Source organism: Pseudomonas sp. MWU16-30317 (genome assembly GCF_020515695.1).
Lineage (GTDB): Bacteria > Pseudomonadota > Gammaproteobacteria > Pseudomonadales > Pseudomonadaceae > Aquipseudomonas.
The window spans coordinates 1-21,341 of sequence record NZ_JAIWJA010000002.1; the positions used below are offsets into that span (position 1 = coordinate 1).

Consider the following 21,341-nt stretch of genomic DNA (forward strand, 5'->3'; position numbering starts at 1 on the left):
GTTGATACTGAGGGAGCTACGCTTGCCTTCGAAGGGGACAGGGATGTGGGCGCGAGGCGCGCCAACGACGCAGGCGCAGTTTGCACGGCGGGCTATTCTGTTTTTTTGCGCCAGGCCCGCCAATGACTCAGGCGCAGTTTGCACGGCGGGATATTCTGTGTTTTTGCGCAAGCCATGCCGGCCCCTTCGCCAGCAAGCTGTGCTCCCACAGGTGTAAGGCTCAGGCGCGTTTACACTGTGGGAGCGAGGCTTGCCCGCGAAGGCGTCAGTGCTGTCGCCGCCAGGCCCGCCAATGACTCAGGCGCAGTTTGCACGGCGGGATATTCTGTGTTTTTGCGCGAGCCATGCCGGCCCCTTCGCCAGCAAGCTGTGCTCCCACAGGTGTAAGGCTCAGGCGCGTTTACACTGTGGGAGCGAGGCTTGCCCGCGAAGGCGTCAGTGCTGTCGCCGCCAGGCCCGCCAATGACTCAGGCGCAGTTTGCACGGCGGGATATTCTGTGTTTTTGCGCGAGCCATGCCGGCCCCTTCGCCAGCAAGCTGTGCTCCCACAGGTGTGGGGCTTGGGGCGGTTAGCACGGCGGGAGATTCTGTGTTTTTGCGCAAGCCATGCCGGCCTCTTCGCCAGCAAGCTGTGCTCCCACAGGTGTGGGGCTTGGGGCGGTTAGTACGGAGGGAGATTCTGTGTTTTTGCGCAAGCCATGCCGGCCCCTTCGCCAGCAAGCTGTGCTCCCACAGGTGTAAGGCTCAGGCGCGTTTACACTGTGGGAGCGAGGCTTGCCCGCGAAGGCGTCAGTGCTGTCGCCGCCAGGCCCGCCAGGTAGTGAAGGCAATCACCAGTGCGATCGGCGCCAGCAGGTAGCGCAACATGGCGTGCTCTAGCCGGGCGGCGAGCGGCATGCCGGTGGCGAACGACACCAGATGCAGGCCGTACATGGCATACAGCGCCAGCAGCATCAGGCCTTCACCACGGGTGATGCGCATCCCCGAATAGAACAGCGGCAGGCTCAACGCCGCCACGCCGAGCATCACCGGCAGGTCGAAGGCCAGTGCATTGGGAGATACCGACAGCGGCAGCGGTGCCAGCAGCGCGGTAAACCCCAGCACGCCAAGGAGGTTGAACAGGTTGCTGCCCACCACATTGGCGACGGCGATATCGCGCTGGCCGCGCAGGGCCGCAATCAGCGAGGTGACCAGCTCTGGCAGCGAGGCGCTGACGGCCACCAGCGTCAGGCCAATCACTCGCTCCGACAGCCCCAGGTCGCCAGCCACATCGACCGTGGCGTCCAGCAGCCAGCGCCCGCCACCCACCAGCAAGCCGATGCCCACTACGAACATGATCGTGCAGCGTGGCCAGGTGCGGGTCGGCACCGGCGCAGCGGGGTAGGTGCGGCCATGTTCCCTGGCCTGGCGCAACAGCAATATCAGATAACCCGCCAGGGCCGTCAGCAGCACGATGCCTTCGACAGGGCCCAATGGCCCTATGAACGCCAGCACGAACACCAGCGCGCTGGCGCCCAGCATCACTGGCAGATCCAGGCGCACCAGTTGCCGAGACACCCGCAGGGGGGTGATCAGCGCGCAACAGCCTAACGTCACCAGCAGGCTGAAGACGCTGCTGCCCACCACGCTGCCGAGGGCAATGTCAGGTGCATCGTTGAGCACGGCCTGGGTGCTGATTGCCATTTGTGGCGCGCTGCTGCCGAACGCTACCACTGTCAGGCCGATGATGAGCGGACGCACCTGCAACCTTGCGGCGACACGCACGGCCGAACGCACCATCAGCTCGGCGCCGACGATGAGCATCATCAGGCCCAGAGCCAGTTGCATCAGGCTGAAGGCGGGCAGGTTGGCGAGATCGAAGATAGCGGTGCTTCCTGGTGAGGGTCAGTCGATAAGATCCTGGACGCGGACTTTGGCGGTACCGGTGCCGATCATGCCCAATTGCTCGGCTGCCGCGCGTGAGACATCGACGAGGCGATTGCGCGTGTGCGGGCCGCGATCGTTGATGCGCACCACCACGCTGCGGTCATTGTTCAGGTTGGTGATCTTGACCCGCGTACCGAACGGCAGGCGCCGATGGGCGGCGGTGAGGTCCTGCTGATCGAAGCGTTCACCGCTGGCGGTGCGGTTGCCTTGATGAGCCGAACCATAGAAAGAGGCTACGCCGGTTTCGTCATAACCGTGGGGGTCGATAACGGAATCATCCTGGCTGGCACAGCCGGCGAGCAGGAGCAGGGCGGTAGCGAAAAACAGGTAGCGCATTGCCGGTTCCTTGTTTTGGGCCGCAAGCCGCAAGCCGCAAGCTCGTAGCTTCTAGCTTCTAGCTTCTAGCTTCTAGCTTCTAGCTTCTAGCTTCTAGCTTCTAGCTTCTAGCTTGCAGCTCACGCGAAGCGCGCCCGATCAGCCCTCGAGCTTGCGCTTGAGCAGTTCGTTCACCTGTTGCGGGTTGGCCTTGCCTTTGGAGGCTTTCATGGCCTGACCGACGAAGAAGCCGAACATCTTGCCACGCTTGGCCTCGTCGGCGGCGCGGTACTGTTCGACCTGCTCGGCATTGGCTGCGAGCATTTCGTCAAGCACCTTCTCGATCGCGCCGCTGTCAGTGACCTGCTTGAGGCCCTTGGCTTCGATGATCTGGTCGGCACTGCCTTCACCGTTGGCCATGGCTTCGAAGATCACCTTGGCGATCTTGCCGGAGATGGTGTTGTCCTTGATGCGCAGCAACATGCCACCCAACTGCTCGGCGCTGACCGGCGACTCGTCGATCTCGACCCCCAGCTTGTTGAGCAAACTGCCCAGCTCGACCATCACCCAGTTGGCCGCCAGCTTGGCGTCGCCACTGATGCCCGCGACCTGCTCGAAGTAGTCTGCTTGCTCGCGGTTCGACGCCAGCACACTGGCGTCGTACAACGACAGGCCGAACTGACTCTGGAAGCGCTCGCGCTTTTGCGGCGGCAGCTCGGGCAGGGTGGCGCGGGTGGCCGCCAGGAAAGCGTCCTCGATGACCACCGGCAGCAGGTCCGGGTCGGGGAAGTAACGATAGTCGTTGGCTTCCTCCTTGCTGCGCATGGCGCGGGTTTCGTTGGTGTTCGGGTCGTACAGGCGAGTTTGCTGGATGACCTTGCCGCCGTCCTCGATCAGCTCGATCTGGCGCTGGATCTCGCTGTTGATGGCCTTCTCGATGAAGCGGAACGAGTTGACGTTCTTGATCTCGCAGCGGGTACCGAACTCGACCTGGCCCTTGGGTTTGATCGAAACGTTGCAGTCGACGCGCAGCGAGCCTTCGGCCATGTTGCCATCGCAGATGCCCAGGTAGCGCACCAGCGAGTGCATGGCCTTGACGTAGGCCACGGCTTCCTTGGCGCTGCTCATCTCGGGCTCCGAGACGATTTCGAGCAGCGGCGTGCCGGCGCGGTTGAGGTCGATGCCGGTGCTGCCGGCGAAGTCCTCGTGCAGGCTCTTGCCGGCGTCTTCTTCAAGGTGCGCGCGGGTCACGCCGATGCGTTTGATGGTGCCGTCTTCGAGGGTGATGTCCAGGTGGCCCTTGCCGACGATCGGCAGCTCCATCTGGCTGATCTGGTAGCCCTTGGGCAGGTCCGGGTAAAAATAGTTTTTACGCGCGAACACGTTGTGCTGGCCGATCTCGGCATCGATGGCCAGGCCGAACATCACGGCCATGCGCACGGCTTCCTGGTTGAGCACCGGCAGCACGCCGGGCATGCCGAGGTCGACGAGGCTGGCCTGGGTGTTGGGCTCGGAGCCGAACGTGGTGGAGCTGCCGGAGAAAATCTTCGACTGGGTGGCGAGCTGGGTGTGAATCTCCAGCCCGATCACGACTTCCCATTGCATAGTCATATTCCTTAAAAGCCCTGAGGAGCGCGGGTGTGCCAGTCGGTAACTTGCTGGTACTGGTGCGCCACGTTGAGCAGACGGCCTTCCTGGAAGTACGGCGCCAGCAATTGCACACCCACCGGCAGGCCGTCGGCAAAACCGGCTGGCATCGACAGGCCCGGCAGGCCGGCGAGGTTGGCGGTGATGGTGTAGACGTCTTCGAGGTACGCGGCGGTCGGGTCGGCATTCTTGGCGCCGAGCTTCCAGGCCGGATTCGGCGTGGTCGGGCTGAGGATCAGGTCGACGTCATGGAACGCGGCCATGAAATCGTTCTTGATCAGGCGACGGATCTTTTGCGCTTGCAGGTAGTAGGCGTCGTAGTAGCCGGCCGACAGCGCGTAGGCGCCGACCAGAATGCGCCGCTGCACCTCGACACCGAAGCCTTCGGCGCGCGAGCGCTTGTAGAGATCGGTGAGGTCTTTAGGGTTGTCGCAGCGATGGCCAAAGCGCACGCCGTCGAAACGCGACAGGTTGGACGACGCTTCGGCCGGGGCAATCACGTAGTAGGCCGGGATGGCTTGCTGCATGTTCGGCAGGCTGATGTCCTTGATTGCGGCGCCGAGTTTTTCCAGCTCCTTGATGCTGGCTTGTACCAGGCTGGCGATGCGCGGGTCGAGGCCGGCTCCGAAGTACTCTTTCGGTACGCCGATGCGCAGGCCTTGCAGCGGCGCGGCCAGGGTGGCGCTGTAGTCGGCTACCGGCTCGTCGATGCTGGTGGAGTCAAGCGGATCGAAGCCGGCCATGCCTTGCAGCAGCAGCGCGCAGTCTTCAGCGGTGCGGGCCAGCACGCCGCCCTGATCGAGGCTCGAGGCGTAGGCGATCATGCCCCAGCGCGACACCCGGCCGTAGGTGGGCTTGAGGCCGGTGAGGTTGGTGAAGGCTGCGGGCTGACGGATCGAGCCGCCGGTATCGGTAGCCGTCGCCACGGGCAGCAGGCGCGCCGCCACTGCGGCAGCCGAGCCGCCCGACGAACCACCAGGTACGTGCTCGAGGTTCCACGGGTTCTTGACCGCGCCGTAGTAGCTGGACTCGTTGGCAGAGCCCATGGCGAACTCGTCCATGTTGGTCTTGCCCAGGGTCACGGTACCCGCAGCGGCCAGTTTGGCGACCACGGTGGCGTCGTAGGGCGCCTTGAAGTTGTCGAGCATCTTCGAGCCGCAGCTGGTGCGGATGCCCTGGGTGCAGAACAGGTCCTTGTGCGCCAGCGGGGCACCCAGCAGGGCGCCTGTCTCACCTTGGGCACGGCGGGCATCGGCGGCCTGGGCCTGGCTGATGGCCAGTTCCTCGGTCACGCTGATGAAGCTGTTAAGCTGCGGATCGAGCTGGGCGATACGCGCCAGCAAGGTGCGGGTCAGCTCTTCGGAAGAAAACTTTTTATCGGCGAGTCCGCGAGCGATCTCGGCCAGAGTCATTTCATGCATGGCAGGCTCTTTTCCCTTACTCGATGACTTGCGGAACCAGATACAGGCCGCTCTCGACCGATGGCGCGATGGCCTGGTAGGCGTCGCGCTGATTGGTTTCGGTAACCTGGTCGGCACGCAGCCGTTGGCTGGCCTCCAGGGGGTGGGCCAGGGGTTCGATGCCCTGGGTGTCGACGGCTTGCATCAAATCGACCAGCCCGAGAATGCTGTTGAGGGCGTCGAGGGTGTGTGGAATATCGTCTTCGGCCAGGCCCAGTCGGGCGAGGTGAGCGATCTTTTCCACGTCAGAGCGTTGAAGCGCCATGGGGAGTCTCCAGTGGAAAACAAAACGGATACATTCCGCCTGTCAGGGAACACAATTGCGATTTTACGGTCATATGGCGCGATTGTGTGGTGGCGTGTCCGGAAAAACAGCCAATTTAACATATTGGCGCCTTGCCCAAAATCCCCGTCGTTGTTAGAGTTTGCCGCACTTTTTTACCCACGCGTTGCCTAGGGTCACTTTCCCATGTTCAAGAAACTGCGTGGCATGTTTTCCAGCGATCTTTCCATCGACCTGGGGACTGCCAACACCCTTATTTACGTGCGTGAGCGCGGTATCGTCCTCAATGAGCCATCAGTTGTGGCCATTCGTACGCACGGCAACCAGAAGAGTGTTGTCGCCGTCGGTACCGAGGCCAAGCGCATGCTCGGCCGTACGCCGGGCAACATTGCCGCCATTCGGCCAATGAAGGACGGCGTGATCGCCGATTTCAGCGTCTGCGAGAAGATGCTGCAATATTTCATCAACAAGGTTCACGAAAACAGCTTTCTGCAGCCCAGCCCTCGTGTGCTGATCTGCGTGCCGTGCAAGTCCACCCAGGTGGAACGTCGTGCCATTCGCGAATCGGCCCTCGGTGCCGGTGCGCGCGAAGTGTTTCTGATCGAGGAGCCAATGGCGGCTGCGATCGGCGCCGGTCTGCCGGTTGAAGAAGCCCGTGGCTCGATGGTTGTCGACATCGGTGGTGGTACTACCGAAATCGCACTGATCTCTCTGAACGGTGTGGTTTACGCCGAATCCGTACGGGTGGGTGGCGACCGTTTCGACGAAGCCATCGTCACCTACGTGCGTCGCAACTACGGCAGCCTCATCGGTGAATCCACCGCCGAGCGCATCAAGCAGGAGATCGGCACCGCTTACCCGGGTGGCGAAGTCCGTGAAGTCGATGTGCGCGGCCGTAACCTGGCCGAGGGCGTGCCTCGTGCGTTCACCCTGAACTCCAACGAAGTGCTCGAAGCCCTGCAGGAATCGCTGGCGACCATCGTTCAGGCGGTCAAGAGCGCCCTGGAGCAATCGCCGCCCGAGCTGGCTTCGGACATCGCCGAGCGCGGTCTGGTGCTGACCGGTGGTGGCGCACTGCTGCGTGATCTCGACAAGCTGCTGGCACAGGAAACCGGCTTGCCGGTGATCGTCGCCGAAGACCCGCTGACCTGCGTCGCTCGTGGCGGTGGTCGTGCCCTGGAAATGATGGACAAACACACCATGGACCTGCTCTCCAGCGAGTAAGCTGGCCAGTCGGTTTCAAGGTGCCCGGTTTACAGGCAGCGCCAGCGGTGCTACCTGTAAGCGTCGGGTCGACGCCCTCACGGGCGTTTTCTGTTTATCTGCTTTTCAGTCGGTTTGTCTGCTCATGAATCACTCTTCGAACATCTCCCCGCGAGGAGCGGCTTATTAAACCGCTTTTCGCCAAGGGCCCCACACTGGGTGTCCGCCTGCTGGTGCTGGCCGTGTTGTCGGTCGCGCTGATGGTGGTCGATGCCCGCTTCACGCTGCTCAAGCCCGTGCGCAGCCAGATGTCGCTGGTGTTGATGGAGTCCTACACCCTCACCGATCTGCCTGGCCGGCTGTGGCAGGGTGTGGCCAGCCAGTTTGGCAGCCGTACCGAATTGATCGCCGAAAACGAAAAACTCAAGACCGAAGCCCTGCTGCTGCAAGGTCGCCTGCAAAAGCTCGCGGCCCTGACCGAGCAGAACGTGCGGCTGCGCGAGTTGCTCAACTCCTCGACGCTGGTGAATGAAAAGGTCGAAGTGGCTGAGTTGATCGGTATCGATCCCAACCCCTTCACCCATCGCATCCTGATCAACAAGGGTGAGCGCGATGGCGTGGTGCTGGGGCAGCCGGTACTGGATGCCCGCGGCCTGATGGGGCAAGTGGTCGAGTTGATGCCCTATACCTCACGGGTGCTGTTGTTGACCGACAGCACCCACAGTATTCCCGTGCAGGTCAATCGCAACGGCTTGCGCGCCATCGCCAGTGGCACCGGCAACCCGGAACGTCTGGAGCTGCGCCACGTAGCCGATACCGCCGACATCAAGGAAGGCGACCTGCTGGTGAGTTCCGGCTTGGGACAGCGCTTTCCGGCGGGCTATCCGGTGGCGACGGTGAAAGAGGTCATCCATGATTCCGGGCAACCGTTCGCTATTGTCCGTGCCGTGCCGACGGCGGCCATGAACCGCAGCCGTTACGTGCTGCTGGTATTTACCGACAACCGTTCGCCGGAAGAGCGCGCAGCGCAGGCGGCCCAGGCTCAGGAAGCAGCAGATGGGCAACCGGTAGCGCCGGGCATTGCCGCTGTACGAGATTCAGCTGCGGCCGCCGCGGCGGCCGCTGCGGCTGCGGCCGCCGCAGCACCTCCGGTGACCGCCGGTAATCTGGTCGGCGCGGCGATCGTCAAAAACGTCGTGCCTGCCACTCACAGTGCTGCGCCTGTCCACACTCGGGCGCCAGGTGCCGCTGCCCCGACGCACTCAGGCAATTCGCCGGCCAGCCCGGCAGCGCCTGCCACCGGCCCGGCGCCACATGCTGCGGCGCCCGCTACCGCTCCCGCGCGCAGCGCTACCCCCAACGCTGCGCCTGCCCGCAGCGCCACCCCCGCCGCGCAGGAGAGGGAATAATGCCCAGTTCGCGTAAAAGCCGTGGGTGGATCGTGTGGTTCACCTTTCTCGTCGGGTTGCTGCTGACCATCTCGCCGCTGCCGCAGTTCATGGAGGTCTTGCGGCCGATGTGGCTGGCCCTGCTGATGGCGTTCTGGTCGCTGGAGTTGCCGCAGAAGATCGGCATGACCACCGCCTGGCTGCTCGGCCTGTGCATCGATGTGCTGTATGGCACGTACCTGGGGCAGAACGCTCTGATCCTGACCCTCATCACCTTTCTGGTGCTGTCGTTGCAGCAGCGCATGCGCACCTTTCCGATGTGGCAGCAGAGCCTGATCATCCTCGTGGTGTTCGGCCTGGCGCAGTTGGTGCAACTCTGGCTCAGCGCCCTGACCGGCAATCGCCAGCCCACCCTGGCCCTGTTGCTGCCCGCGCTGGTCAGTGCCTTGCTCTGGCCGTGGGTAAGTTTCGGCCTGAGTGGCCTGACCCGTCGCTACAAAATCAATTGATCTGCGCGCGTCCTCGCGCGGCGCGCCCATGCCGACAGGGAGATGTCCGATGAACCCGATCTACCTGGCCTCCGGCTCTCCACGGCGACGCGAACTGCTGACCCAGATCGGCGTGCCCTTCGTGCCCCTCAGCGCCGCCATCGATGAAACCCCGCTGCCTGGCGAGGCGCCGGCCGACTATGTCGCTCGCCTGGCGCTGGGCAAGGCGCGCGCAGGATTTGCCAGCGTGTCCGCCGATGCTCGAAAGGGCGTGGTGCTAGGCGCCGACACCGCGGTGATCGTCGACGCGCGCATCCTCGGCAAGCCTGTGGATCGAGCCGATGCCCTGGCCATGCTCGCCAGTCTGTCCGGCCGCGAGCATCAGGTGCTGACCGCCGTGGCGCTGTTCGATGGCACTCGCAGCGAAGTGGTCAACGTCAGCGCCCACGTGCGTTTTCGCGTCATCGAGCCGGCCGAGGCGCAGGCCTACTGGGCCAGCGGTGAACCGGTCGACAAAGCAGGTGGCTACGCGATACAAGGGCTGGGGGCGGTGTTCGTCACCAGCCTGCAAGGCAGCTATTCGGCCGTCGTCGGGCTGCCGTTGTGTGAAACCGCCGCCTTGCTGGGGCGTTTCGGCGTACCCTGCTGGCAATAGAGTTGCGTCGACTGGTGCGTCAGTGTGACAGTCGTCCTCAATAACAAGACTTCGCAATCGATGTCGACAACGCACGGGACCGCGCCATGAGTGAAGAGATTCTGATCAATATCACGCCAATGGAATCGCGCGTGGCGGTGGTAGAAAACGGTGTATTGCAAGAGGTGCACGTCGAGCGCACCCAGCGCCGCGGCATCGTCGGCAACATCTACAAGGGCAAGGTGGTGCGGGTATTGCCGGGCATGCAGGCGGCCTTCATCGATATCGGCCTGGAGCGCGCGGCGTTCATCCATGCTTCGGAGATCTCCTTGCGTGAAGGCTCGGCGGTCGAGACCATCAGCGCCCTGGTGCATGAAGGCCAGAGCCTGGTGGTGCAGGTCACCAAGGACCCGATCGGCTCCAAGGGCGCGCGCCTGACCACCCAGCTATCGATTCCGTCGCGCTACCTGGTGTACATGCCGCGGACCAGTCACGTAGGCATCTCGCTGAAAATCGAAGACGAAGCCGAGCGCGAGCGCCTCAAGCAGGTGGTCAGCGATTGCGTTGCCCAGGAAGGCATCAAGGAGAACGGCGGATTCATTCTGCGCACGGCGGCCGAGGGCGCCCGCGCCGAAGAGATCCTCATGGACATCCGCTACCTGCGCCGGTTGTGGGATCAAATCGCCGCGCAGATCAAGACCGTCGGTGCCCCGACAGAAATCTACGAAGACCTCGGCCTGGCCCTGCGCACCTTGCGCGACCTGGTCAGCCCGAAGATCGAAAAAATCCGCATCGATTCCCGCGAGACCTTCCAGAAGACCACGCAGTTCGTTGCCGAGTTGATGCCGGAAATCGCCGATCGCCTGGAGCACTACCCGGGCGAGCGACCGATTTTCGATCTGTACGGTGTCGAAGACGAAATCCAGCGCGCCCTCGACCGCAAGGTGTTGCTCAAGTCCGGCGGCTACCTGGTGGTCGATCCGGCCGAGGCCATGACCACCATCGACGTCAACACGGGCGCCTTCGTCGGCCACCGCAACCTTGAAGAGACCATCTTCAAGACCAACCTCGAGGCGGCCACCGCCATTGCCCGGCAACTGCGCCTGCGCAATATCGGCGGCATCATCATCATCGACTTCATTGACATGGAAGACGAAGAACACCAGCGTCAGGTGTTGCGCACCTTGGGGAAACAGCTGGAGCGTGATCACGCCAAGACCAACATCATCGGCATCACTGAGCTGGGCCTGGTGCAGATGACCCGCAAGCGCACGCGCGAGAGCCTTGAGCAGATACTCTGCGAGCCATGCTCCTGCTGCGCCGGGCGGGGCAAGCTGAAGACTCCTGAAACGGTCTGCTACGAAATTTTCCGGGAGATTCTGCGCGAAGCCCGTGCCTATCAGGCGGTAGGGTATAGAGTGCTGGCCAATCAAAAAGTGGTCGATCGCCTGCTGGATGAAGAGTCTGGCAATGTGGCGGAGCTCGAGGCATTCATCGGCCGCACCATTCGCTTTCAGGTAGAAACTTTGTACTCACAGGAACAATACGACGTGGTGCTGCTCTGAATCAGCGTGAAACCGCTGTAGGTGTCGTCACGAGGGATCGGGCTGTCGAGTCGCTGCAGCCCGGTGTCCATCTGCAAAGCGTTGCCCGGTTTGAGCTGCGGCGCGCCAATGTTCATCTTTTTGTTTCCGGGAAATTTCTTGCATGGGGCGTCTGACGCGTTTCCTCGGCGCCCTGACCCGCTGGGGCTTGGGGCTGGCGGCCTTGCTGCTGGTGCTGATGGCGCTGTACGTAAGCCTGGGGCGGCAGTTGACGCCGCTGGTGGCCGAGTATCGTGATGAAGTCCAGAGCAAGGCCGCAGCGGCGCTGGGCATGTCTGTGTCGATCGGCAGCCTCGAGGGCCGCTGGAGCGGTATGGTGCCGGTCATCCTGGTCCACGACGTGCTGCTGGGGGAGGGCCGCAATGCCTTGCGCCTGGATGACGTGCGGGTGGTGCCCGACCTGTGGGCGAGCCTGACTCACCGCGATGTACGCATTGCCCATCTGCAACTCGGTGGCCTGCAACTGACGGCCGCGCAAGGCCTCGATGGCCGCTGGGCGCTCAAGGGCCTGCCACCTGTCACCGGCAGTGACAACGCCGCTGGCGATCCGGTGCAGATGCTTCAGCGTTTGCAGCAACTGGAGCAGATTTCGATTCTCGATAGCCAGCTGACTCTGGTGCCCAACGATCATGCGCCGATGACGCTCACCTATGTGGGTGTCAACCTGCGCACTGGCGCTTCACGCCAGCGTCTGGATCTGCGCCTGACGTTGCCGGATGGCCAGCCGTTGGCCCTCAACGTGCTGGCCCGCGTGAATCCCCAGCAATGGCGCGACAGCCAGGCACAGGCGTATCTGAGCCTGCCGCAAAGCGATTGGGCCAAGTGGGTGCCACCTTCATTGCAGCAGCAGTGGAAGCTGGGCACCTTCAAGGCGGGCGGCGAGTTCTGGCTGGATTGGCGTCAAGGAGCGCTGCAGAGCGCGGCGGTACGCTTCAATGCGCCCAGCATCAAGGCGGGGTATGCCAGCCGTACCCCTATCGCGCTAGACAACCTGGCACTCAACGCCTGGGTGCAGCGCTCCGATCAGGGCCTGAGTGCCACGGTCGATTCGCTGGCCTTGAACCTCGGCAAGCGTCACTGGGAGTCGCGCTTGCAGCTGCAAGGCAGCGGCGCCGGTACCCCGGACGAGCGCTGGCACCTGCAGGCCGATCGGCTCGATCTGACGCCGGTGACGCCCGTGCTCGACGCGCTGGCGCCGTGGCCGGACAAGGTCGCAGCGGTCATCGATGCACTCAAGGTCACCGGTGCCGCACGCAATGTAGTGCTCGACTATCGACCCCAGGCCCAGGGCAACCAGCGCCTGGCGTTCGCCGCCAATCTCGACAAGGTCGGGTTCAGTGCCACCCACGGCGCGCCGGCGGCCGGCAACGTCAGCGGCAGCATCAGCGGAGATCTCGGTCATGGGGAACTGCGCCTCGATACCGACGACTTCATGCTGCACCTTGAGCCGATCTTCGCCAAACCCTGGTATTACAAGCACGCCAACGCGCGCCTGACCTGGACCCTCACACCTGACACCTTTACCCTCGTCGCGCCCTATATCAAGGTATTGGGCGACGAGGGCAAGATTGCCAGTGATTTCCTGATCCGCATCCCGCTGACGCCCGAACACGAGCCGTACATGGACCTGCGCGTCGGCATGACCGAGGGTGACGGCCGCTATACCAGCAAGTACCTGCCCACGGCGCTCAGCCCCCAGGTGACTGAATGGTTGAGCACGGCGATTCTCAAGGGCACGGTCGATCAGGGTTATTTCCAGTATCAAGGTTCGCTGGCCAAGGCGGCGCCGGACCACGCGCGCAGTATCAGCCTGTTCTTCAAGGTGCGCGATGCCAGCCTGGCATTCCAGCCCGGCTGGCCCCAGCTCGATGGCGTGGATGGCAATGTCTATGTGCAGGATGGCGACGTGCGGGTCGAGGCCAGCAAAGGGCAATTGCTCGGAGCAGCGCTGAGCCAGGTGGTGGTGCACGTGCCTCATGTACCGGCGACCGAGCACGCCCATCTGTTCGTCAACGGCGCCTTCGATGGCGGCTTGGCAGATGGCATCCATATCCTGCAACAAGCGCCGATCGGCACGGGCCCGATCTTCGCCGGCTGGCAGGCCGATGGTCCGCTGCACGGCAAGGTCGATCTGGACATTCCACTGGTCAAGGGCCAGGAGCCCAAGGTGGTGGTGGATTTCAGCACCCAGGCGGGGCAGCTCAAAATCGCCAATCCGGCCCTGGAGCTCAGCCAGTTGAACGGCACCTTTCGCTTCGATCTGGACAAGGGCCTCAGCGGCCAGGGCGTAACCGGGCAGGCGTTCGGCCAGCCGATCGCCGCGCAGATCATCGCTGACGGCAAGCCTGGCAGCCCGCTGACGCGGGTCAACGTCAATGGCCAAATCGGCCTCAAGATCCTCACTGACTGGTTGAACGTCAAGCAGCCGCTGCCGGCCTCCGGCAATTTGCCCTATCAGTTGCAATTGGCGCTGGGCGGCGCCGCCAGTCGGCTGACCATCGATTCCGACCTCAAGGGCCTGGCGGTCGATCTGCCCGCGCCTTTCGGCAAGGGCGCCGGCGATACCCGCGCCACCCGCTTCACGATGAATCTGCAAGGCGATGAGCGACGTTTCGAGGGCGGCTATGCCGACTTGGCGAAATTTGCCTATGCCGCTCCGGCCACTGATCTGGCCCAAGGCCGCGGCGAATTGGCCGTAGGTGGCGGACCGGCGACGGTGCCTGCCGAAAAAGGCATTCGGGTCAGCGGCCAATTGGCGGAGCTCGACCTGGCGCCTTGGCAAGCGGTAGTGGCGCGTTATGCCGGCCAGGGTGCTACGGCAGCGGCTTCCTCGGGAGCCGCTGCCCCTGCTGCGGCTGCCACGTCGCCTCCGGCCGCATCTGCGTCGGCCAGCCCGCCGGGCAACACCCTGCTCAGCGGCCTGAATCTGCAGATCACTAAACTGACCGGCTACGGCGTCACGCTCGATCAAGCCACAGTCGCGCTCAAGCGTTCAGCGGCGGCCTGGGATGCCACGGTCGCCAGCCAGCAAGTGACTGGCTCCGCGCGGCTGCCGGACGCCAGCGGGCAACCGATCGTGGTCAATCTGCAGACGGTACACCTGCCGCCTGCGGCCACGCCGAAACCCGATGCGCCGCCGCCTGAAGACACGCCTGACCCGTTGGCCAGTGTTGACCCGCGCAAGATTCCGGCGGTAGACCTCAGCATCGCCAGCCTCTATCAGGGCGAGGACCTGATCGGCGCCTGGTCGATGAAAGTCCGGCCAACCCCCACCGGGGTGCTGTTCAATGACCTCGATCTGGGCCTCAAAGGCCTGCACCTCAAGGGCATGCTGGGATGGGACGGCAGTCCGGGGGCCAGTAACAGCTGGTTCCGCGGGCATCTGGAGGGCAAGAACCTGGCCGATGTGCTCAAGGCCTGGAAGTTCGCGCCGACGGTCACCAGCCAGGATTTCAGCCTTGAAGCAGAGGGCGGCTGGCCCGGTTCGCCGGCCTGGATTTCGCCCAAGCGCTATTCCGGCAGCCTGGATGCCACGCTGGATCGCGGCCAGTTCGTCGAGGTCGAGGGCGGGGCGCAAGCGCTGCGGGTGTTCGGCTTGCTCAACTTCAACTCGATCGGCCGACGTCTGCGCCTGGATTTCTCCGACCTGCTAGGGAAAGGCCTGAGCTATGATCGAGTGAAGGGCGTGCTGGCGGCGAGCAATGGCGTATATGTGACGCGCGTGCCGATCACCATGACCGGGCCGTCGAGCAACTTTGAACTGGACGGGACGTTGGACATGGTGGCCGATCAGGTGCACGCCAAGCTGTCGGTGACCTTGCCGGTCACCAATAACTTGCCGATTGCCGCATTGATCGTCGGGGCGCCGGCCATCGGTGGTGCGTTGTTTCTGGTGGACAAACTGCTGGGCGATCGCGTCGCGCGGTTCGCGAGTGTGCAATACAGTGTCGAAGGGCCTTGGAAGGAACCGAAGATTACCTTTCTCAAGCCGTTCAAAAAGTAATCCCACAGGGTTTGTGGCGCCGCAGCACTATGGAGTCTGGTTCATGTCATTCGCCGTCATTCAAATGGTCAGCCAGCCTGACGTTGCCACCAACCTGGCGCAGGCTCGCGCACTGCTCGAACAGGCCGCCGAGCGCGGTGCGCGGCTGGCAGTGCTGCCAGAAAACTTTGCCGCCATGGGCCGCAAGGACGCCGCCGCCATCGGCCGTGCCGAGGCCAAGGGTGAAGGGCCGATCCTGCCATGGTTGAAACAGACCGCCCGCGACCTCACCTTATGGATAGTGGCCGGCACAATTCCCCTGCCGCCGGCCGACGAGCCCGACGCCAAAGTGCGTGCCTGCTCGCTGTTGGTGGACGATCAAGGTGAAATCGTCGCGCGTTACGACAAGTTGCACCTGTTCGATGTGGACGTCGCCGATGCCCGTGGTCGCTATCGGGAGTCGGATGACTATGCTCATGGTCAACAAGTCGTGGTGGTGGATACGCCGGTAGGACGGTTGGGCTTGAGCGTGTGCTACGACCTGCGCTTCCCCGAGTTGTATACGGCGTTGCGTGAAGCCGGCGCCGAGTTGATCACCGCGCCCTCGGCCTTTACGGCCGTGACGGGTGCGGCGCATTGGGACATATTGATCCGTGCACGGGCCATCGAGAGCCAGTGTTATATGCTGGCGGCAGCGCAAGGCGGCATTCACCCCGGCCCACGAGAGACTTACGGGCATGCCGCGATCATCGACCCCTGGGGGCGTGTGCTGACACAACAGGATTCAGGCGAGGCCGTACTGCTGGCCGATCGCGACAGTAACGAACAAGCGTCCATCCGGGCGCGCATGCCGGTCAGCAGTCACCGGCGCTTTTTCTCGCGGGACGCCTTGCGGCCTGCGCACATCGCGGAGTGAATATGAGCGAGATGTTATCCACCGTCAGCGAACAACTGCTGGCCCCCGGCGGCCTGACCCTCGACAGCCTGCAATCGGTGCTGGGCGAGCTGGCGGGTCCGGGCATTGACGCCGCCGACCTGTATTTTCAAGGGCAGATCTCCGAATCCTGGGCGTTGGAAGACGGTATCGTCAAGGAAGGCAGCTTCAACCTCGATCAAGGGGTGGGCGTGCGCGCCCAATCGGCGGAAAAAACCGGTTTCGCCTACAGCAACACCATCACCGAAGACGCCCTGATGCAGGCCGCCCGTGCCGCCCGCTCGATCTCCCGCGCCGGGCAGAACGGCCGCGTGCAGACGTTCAGTTCCCATGATGTCACCCAGCTTTACGGCGAAGGCAATCCGCTCGAAGTGCTGACCCGCGCCGAGAAGGTCGACCTGCTCAAACGCGTCGATGCCGCCACCCGCCTGCTCGATCCGCGTATTCAGCAGGTCACGGTGAGCATGGCCGGGGTCTGGGAGCGCATTCTGGTGGCCGCCGCTGACGGTAGTTTGGCAGCCGATATTCGGCCGCTGGTGCGCTTCAATGTCAGCGTGATCGTCGAGCAGAATGGCCGGCGCGAGCGCGGCGGGCATGGCGGTGGCGGGCGGACCGACTACCGCTATTTCCTCGAAGATGACCGCGCCATGGGCTATGCCCGAGAAGCGCTGCGCCAGGCGCTGGTCAACCTCGAAGCAATTCCAGCGCCCGCGGGCACCTTTCCGGTAGTGATGGGCTCGGGCTGGTCCGGCGTGCTGCTGCACGAAGCTGTCGGGCATGGCCTGGAAGGCGACTTCAACCGCAAGGGCAGCTCCGCCTACAGCGGCCGTATCGGCGAAAAGGTCGCCTCCAGCCTCTGCACCATCGTCGATGATGGCACGTTGGCGGGCCGTCGTGGCTCTCTCAGTGTCGACGACGAGGGCACACCGACCTCCTGCACCACCCTGATCGAGAACGGCGTGCTCAAGGGCTACATGCAGGACAAGCTCAATGCGCGGCTGATGGGCGTGGCGCGCACTGGCAACGGCCGGCGCGAGTCCTACTCCCATCTGCCGATGCCGCGGATGACCAACACCTACATGCTGGCCGGTGAAAGCGATCCGGCGGAAATCATCGCCTCGGTGAAGAAGGGGATCTACTGCGCCAACCTCGGCGGTGGTCAGGTTGACATCACCAGCGGCAAGTTCGTCTTTTCCACCAGTGAGGCTTACTTGATCGAGGACGGCAAGATCACCGTCCCGGTCAAGGGCGCTACCCTGATCGGCAATGGGCCAGAGGCGATGAGCAAGGTGTCGATGGTCGGGAACGACCTGTCGCTGGACAGCGGCGTGGGGACTTGCGGGAAGGACGGGCAGTCAGTGCCTGTGGGCGTTGGCCAGCCGACGCTGAAGATCGATGCGATCACCGTCGGTGGTACCGGCGGCTGATGTTTCAGGTACTCCGTGTGGGAGCTGGCGCTGCCCGCGAAGCTGTTGAACGCTTCGCGAGCAGTCTCGCTCCCACAGAAGTCCTTGCAGCACTGGCGATCAGCTCAAACCGCGTTTGCTGTCATCCAGATCGCGGATGTATTTGAAGATTTTGCGCGTGGACGCCGGTGGTTTGTTATGGGCGTTCTCGTGCTGGGCCTGGCGGATCAGCCCGCGCAGGTGCTGTCGATCCGCGTCGGGGTATTCGCCGACGAAGGTCTCCAGGACCGCATCGGTGCCCGTGATCAGGCGGTCACGCCAGCGTTCCAGATTATGGAAGCGTTCGTTGTACTGGCGCGTCGAAGCGTCGAGCTGGTCGAGCAACTGCAGGATGGCGTCGGTGTCCTGGTCGCGCATCAGCTTGCCGATGAACTGGATGTGCCGTTTGCGGGCGATATTCGCCGTGTGCTTGGGTGCATCGGCCAGCGCCTTGCGTAGCGCATCGGTCAGCGGCAGCTTGTTCAGCGTGTCCGGCTTGAGGGTCGTCAGGCGCTCACCGAGATCCACCAGCGCATGCAGTTCACGCTTGACCTGAGTTTTGCTTTTTCCCTCGTCGAGGGAGTCGTCGTAAGAATCAACCATGGGGGCAGTCCGAAAATAATCGCCGCCATGATAACCAGTCGGGGGCCGCTTGTCCGGCCCGGTCGTAGATTGACCCGTGCCGAACACAGAATTTGAGTGGAGAGCACTATGAGCGCAGTCCAAAGCGTCGGTCCGCAGGCCTTGCCGGCACTGCAGGAGCAAGTCGAGCAGATCATCGCCGAAGCCAAGCGTCAGGGCGCCAGTGCCTGTGAAGTGGCGGTATCGCTGGAACAGGGGCTGTCGACGTCGGTGCGTCAGCGCGAAGTCGAAACCGTGGAGTTCAACCGCGACCAGGGTTTTGGTATCACCTTGTACGTTGGCCAGCGCAAGGGCTCGGCCAGTACCTCGGCCAGCGGCCCGGACGCCATTCGCGAAACCGTGGCGGCGGCCCTTGCGATCGCCAAGCATACGTCCGAAGACTCCGCGTCCGGGCTGGCCGATGCTGCCCTGATGGCCCGCGAGCAGCAAGACTTCGATCTGTACCATGCCTGGGATATCACCCCCGAGCAGGCCATCGAGCAGGCGCTGGCGTGCGAGGCGGCAGCCTTCGATACCGATCCACGCATCAAGAACGCCGACGGCACCACCCTCAATACTCATCAGGGCTGCCGCGTGTACGGCAACAGCCACGGCTTCGTCGGCGGTTACGCGTCCACCCGCCACAGCCTCAGCTGCGTGATGATCGCCGAGGCTGACGGGCAGATGCAGCGCGACTATTGGTATGACGTCAATCGCAAGGGCCCCTTGCTGGCCTCGGCGCAGAGCATCGGCCAGCGTGCCGCGCAACGAGCGGCCAGCCGTCTGGGCGCGCGGCCAGTGCCGACCTGCGAAGTGCCCGTGCTGTTTTCCGCCGAGCTGGCGGGAGGGCTGTTCGGCAGCTTCCTGGGGGCTATTTCGGGCGGCAACCTGTACCGCAAATCGTCGTTCCTCGAAGGCACCCTGGGCCAGCGCCTGTTTCCGGAGTGGTTGACCCTCGACGAGCGGCCACACCTGCGCGGCGGTATGGCCAGCGCCTCCTTCGACGGTGATGGCCTGGCAACCTACGCCAAGCCGTTCGTCGAAAACGGCCATTTGGTGTCCTATGTGCTCGGTACCTATTCCGGGCGCAAGCTGGGCCTGCCGAGCACTGCGAACTCAGGCGGCGTGCACAATCTGTTCGTCACCCATGGGGTCGAGGACCAGGATGCGCTGATTCGGCGCATGGGCCGTGGCCTGTTGGTGACCGAGCTGATGGGCAGCGGTTTGAACATGGTCACCGGCGATTACTCCCGTGGCGCGGCGGGCTTCTGGGTCGAAAACGGCGAAATCCAGTTCCCCGTGCAGGAAATCACCATTGCCGGCAATATGAAGGACATGTTCCAGCAAATCGTGGCGATCGGCAGCGATCTGGAGACGCGCAGCAATATCCATACGGGCTCGGTTCTGATCGAGAAAATGATGGTGGCAGGTAGCTGATACAAAGCTGTCCCCCTGTGGGAACGGAAGGCGTGCACAATCGCGTTCACAGGTCATCATGCAGTTGTAGGTGAGAAGGGCGCCCCGTGGCAGACGGGGCGCCTTTTTTTTGCGCTTGCGTCGATTCTCAATATCAAATAATAATAAATATCATTATCGAGAGTCGCAGGCGTATCGATGAGGGCTGCATTTCCGGATACACCCTACCAAGACAACTGGCGTCGGCTGAGCCTGCAGATTCGTTGTGCTCTGGAGCCTGACGAGCCGCGCCTGATCGACCATTACCTGGCAGAGGGTCGTTATCTCGCCAGTTGCACGCCGACTTCACCCTGGACAGTCGCCGAAACCTCCTTGCGACTGCTCCTCGATACCGCGTGTGATCACGCGCTGCCCTGGCATTGGCGCAGCCTGTGCCTCGATCTGGCCTGGCGACCCCTGCGCGACCTGCGCGCCGCCGCCAGCAGCCTCGAACATCGCCGCCGCTGGCAGGGCTGGGCCGCGCAGCTGGCCGGCTGCCGCCTCACGCCGTCTCTTTCCTCAACTGAACTGCTGCAAGGATATTCCGATGAGTAATACCCGTATCCAGCGCGACAGCATGGGCGAACTGCACGTCCCCGAGCAGGCCTTGTATGGTGCCCAGACTCAGCGCGCGGTCAATAATTTCCCGATCAGCCATCAGCGCATGCCGACGCAGTTCATCCGTGCCCTGATCCTCGCCAAGGCCGCCGCCGCCCACGCCAATATCGAGCTGGAGCAGATCAGCGCCGCGCAGGGCAAGGCCATCGTCGGCGCTTGCGAGCAATTGCTGGCCGGGGATTTCATGCAGCACTTCCCGGTGGATATCTACCAGACCGGCTCCGGCACCAGTTCCAACATGAACGCCAACGAAGTCATCGCCACCTTGGCCACGCGGCTGCTGGGCGATACCGTCAACCCCAACGACCACGTCAACTGCGGCCAGAGCAGTAACGACATCATCCCCACCACCATTCACGTCAGCGCCTCTCTAGCCCTGCACGAACAGCTGCTGCCAGCCCTCGGCTATCTGGTCGACGTCACCGAGCGCAAGGCCGCCGAGGTGCATCAGTACATCAAGACCGGCCGCACCCATTTGATGGACGCCATGCCGGTCCGCATGAGCCAGGTCCTCAACGGCTGGGCCGCGCAACTCAAGGCCAATATCGTCCACCTGCAAGCGCAGCTGCCAGCCCTGCAATCCCTGGCCCAGGGCGGCACTGCTGTGGGCACGGGGATCAATGCGCATCCGGAATTCGCCTTGCGCTTCAGCAGCCACCTCAGCGCGCTGACCCGTGTGCAGTTCGTGCCGGGCAAGAACCTGTTCGCCCTGATCGGCTCTCAGGACACCGCCGTGGCGGTGTCGGGGCAGCTCAAGGGTACTGCGGTGTCGCTGATGAAAATCGCCAACGACCTGCGCTGGATGAACTCCGGGCCGCTGGCCGGCCTCGGCGAGATCGAGCTCGAAGGCTTGCAGCCTGGCTCTTCGATCATGCCCGGCAAGGTCAATCCGGTGATCCCGGAAGCCACCGCGATGGTCGCGGCACAGGTCATCGGCAACGACGCCACCATCACCGTGGCCGGACAGTCGGGGAATTTCGAGCTCAACGTGATGCTGCCGATCATCGCTCAAAACCTGCTGAGCAGCATCGAGTTGATGGCCAATAGCTCGCGGCTGCTGGCCGACAAGGCGATTGCCACTTTCCGCGTCAACGACGCCAAGCTCAAGGAGGCGTTGTCGCGCAACCCGATTCTGGTCACGGCGCTTAACCCGATCATCGGCTACCAGAAGGCCGCCGAGATCGCCAAGCTGGCCTACAAGCAGGGGCGCCCGATCATTGATGTCGCGCTGGAAAATACCGATCTGCAACGCAGCCAGCTGGAAGCCTTGCTGGATCCCGAAAAGCTGACGGCGGGCGGTATCTGACAGCGCTCGCGCCTGATCATCGCTACGCCTGG

The 21,341-nt window shown here is 63.4% G+C and carries 17 protein-coding genes; 11 read left to right on the forward strand and 6 right to left on the reverse strand.

The features are described 5' to 3' along the window. Positions 1-789 precede the first annotated feature (789 nt). From LIX93_RS04710 to gatC, 5 genes are all read right to left on the reverse strand, one after another. A complete protein-coding gene (locus LIX93_RS04710; RefSeq protein WP_226503662.1) occupies positions 790-1,830 on the reverse strand; it encodes a calcium/sodium antiporter in 1,041 nt (346 codons plus the stop codon). Between the two features lie 54 nt (positions 1,831-1,884). Continuing rightward, a complete protein-coding gene (locus LIX93_RS04715) occupies positions 1,885-2,262 on the reverse strand; it encodes a septal ring lytic transglycosylase RlpA family protein (protein WP_226502866.1) in 378 nt (125 codons plus the stop codon). Between the two features lie 138 nt (positions 2,263-2,400). Further along, a complete protein-coding gene (gene gatB, locus LIX93_RS04720) occupies positions 2,401-3,846 on the reverse strand; it encodes an Asp-tRNA(Asn)/Glu-tRNA(Gln) amidotransferase subunit GatB (protein ID WP_260524664.1) in 1,446 nt (481 codons plus the stop codon). An 11-nt stretch (positions 3,847-3,857) separates the two neighbouring features. Next, positions 3,858-5,309 (reverse strand): Asp-tRNA(Asn)/Glu-tRNA(Gln) amidotransferase subunit GatA, encoded by a 1,452-nt coding sequence (gatA, locus tag LIX93_RS04725; RefSeq protein WP_226502868.1) that lies wholly within the window; start codon positions 5,307-5,309, stop codon positions 3,858-3,860. 16 nt (positions 5,310-5,325) lie between these two features. After that, positions 5,326-5,613, reverse strand: a complete 288-nt coding sequence (gene gatC, locus LIX93_RS04730) for an Asp-tRNA(Asn)/Glu-tRNA(Gln) amidotransferase subunit GatC (protein WP_226502869.1) — start codon at positions 5,611-5,613, stop codon at positions 5,326-5,328. A 204-nt stretch (positions 5,614-5,817) separates the two neighbouring features. Here gatC and mreB point away from each other — a divergent pair, with 204 nt between their 5' ends. From mreB to tldD, 8 genes are all read left to right on the forward strand, one after another. Continuing rightward, a complete protein-coding gene (gene mreB / locus LIX93_RS04735; RefSeq protein ID WP_008371426.1) occupies positions 5,818-6,855 on the forward strand; it encodes a rod shape-determining protein MreB in 1,038 nt (345 codons plus the stop codon). 164 nt (positions 6,856-7,019) lie between these two features. Beyond that, entirely contained in the window at positions 7,020-8,243 is a 1,224-nt protein-coding gene (mreC, locus tag LIX93_RS04740) for a rod shape-determining protein MreC (RefSeq protein WP_226503663.1), read from the forward strand. Next, positions 8,243-8,731 carry a rod shape-determining protein MreD gene (mreD, locus tag LIX93_RS04745; protein ID WP_226502870.1) on the forward strand — a complete coding sequence of 163 codons (489 nt, stop codon included), beginning with the start codon at positions 8,243-8,245 and terminating at the stop codon, positions 8,729-8,731. Before mreC ends, mreD begins: the two co-directional genes overlap by 1 nt. Positions 8,732-8,780: 49 nt before the next feature. Further along, the gene (locus tag LIX93_RS04750; RefSeq protein WP_226502871.1) at positions 8,781-9,365 is read left to right on the forward strand and encodes a nucleoside triphosphate pyrophosphatase; all 585 of its coding nucleotides are present in this window, start codon (positions 8,781-8,783) and stop codon (positions 9,363-9,365) included. Positions 9,366-9,451: 86 nt separating this feature from the next. Then, the gene (rng, locus tag LIX93_RS04755) at positions 9,452-10,909 is read left to right on the forward strand and encodes a ribonuclease G (RefSeq protein WP_226502872.1); all 1,458 of its coding nucleotides are present in this window, start codon (positions 9,452-9,454) and stop codon (positions 10,907-10,909) included. Between the two features lie 142 nt (positions 10,910-11,051). Beyond that, the gene (locus LIX93_RS04760; RefSeq protein WP_226502873.1) at positions 11,052-14,951 is read left to right on the forward strand and encodes a YhdP family protein; all 3,900 of its coding nucleotides are present in this window, start codon (positions 11,052-11,054) and stop codon (positions 14,949-14,951) included. A gap of 43 nt (positions 14,952-14,994) precedes the next feature. Then, positions 14,995-15,846, forward strand: coding sequence for a carbon-nitrogen hydrolase family protein (locus LIX93_RS04765; RefSeq protein ID WP_226502874.1), 852 nt, complete (start codon positions 14,995-14,997; stop codon positions 15,844-15,846). A 2-nt stretch (positions 15,847-15,848) separates the two neighbouring features. After that, positions 15,849-17,291 carry a metalloprotease TldD gene (gene tldD, locus LIX93_RS04770; RefSeq protein WP_226502875.1) on the forward strand — a complete coding sequence of 481 codons (1,443 nt, stop codon included), beginning with the start codon at positions 15,849-15,851 and terminating at the stop codon, positions 17,289-17,291. Positions 17,292-17,390: 99 nt separating this feature from the next. Here tldD and yjgA read toward each other — a convergent pair whose 3' ends face one another. Further along, on the reverse strand, positions 17,391-17,912 hold the full coding sequence (yjgA, locus tag LIX93_RS04775) for a ribosome biogenesis factor YjgA (RefSeq protein ID WP_226502876.1): 522 nt from the start codon (positions 17,910-17,912) through the stop codon (positions 17,391-17,393). Positions 17,913-18,020: 108 nt separating this feature from the next. Here yjgA and pmbA point away from each other — a divergent pair, with 108 nt between their 5' ends. From pmbA to LIX93_RS04790, 3 genes are all read left to right on the forward strand, one after another. Continuing rightward, on the forward strand, positions 18,021-19,367 hold the full coding sequence (gene pmbA / locus LIX93_RS04780; RefSeq protein ID WP_226502877.1) for a metalloprotease PmbA: 1,347 nt from the start codon (positions 18,021-18,023) through the stop codon (positions 19,365-19,367). 177 nt (positions 19,368-19,544) lie between these two features. Next, a complete protein-coding gene (locus LIX93_RS04785; protein ID WP_226502878.1) occupies positions 19,545-19,940 on the forward strand; it encodes a FagA protein in 396 nt (131 codons plus the stop codon). Next, a complete protein-coding gene (locus LIX93_RS04790) occupies positions 19,933-21,309 on the forward strand; it encodes a class II fumarate hydratase (protein ID WP_226502879.1) in 1,377 nt (458 codons plus the stop codon). The genes LIX93_RS04785 and LIX93_RS04790 overlap by 8 nt, the downstream gene beginning before the upstream one ends. The last annotated feature ends 32 nt before the right edge of the window (positions 21,310-21,341 follow it).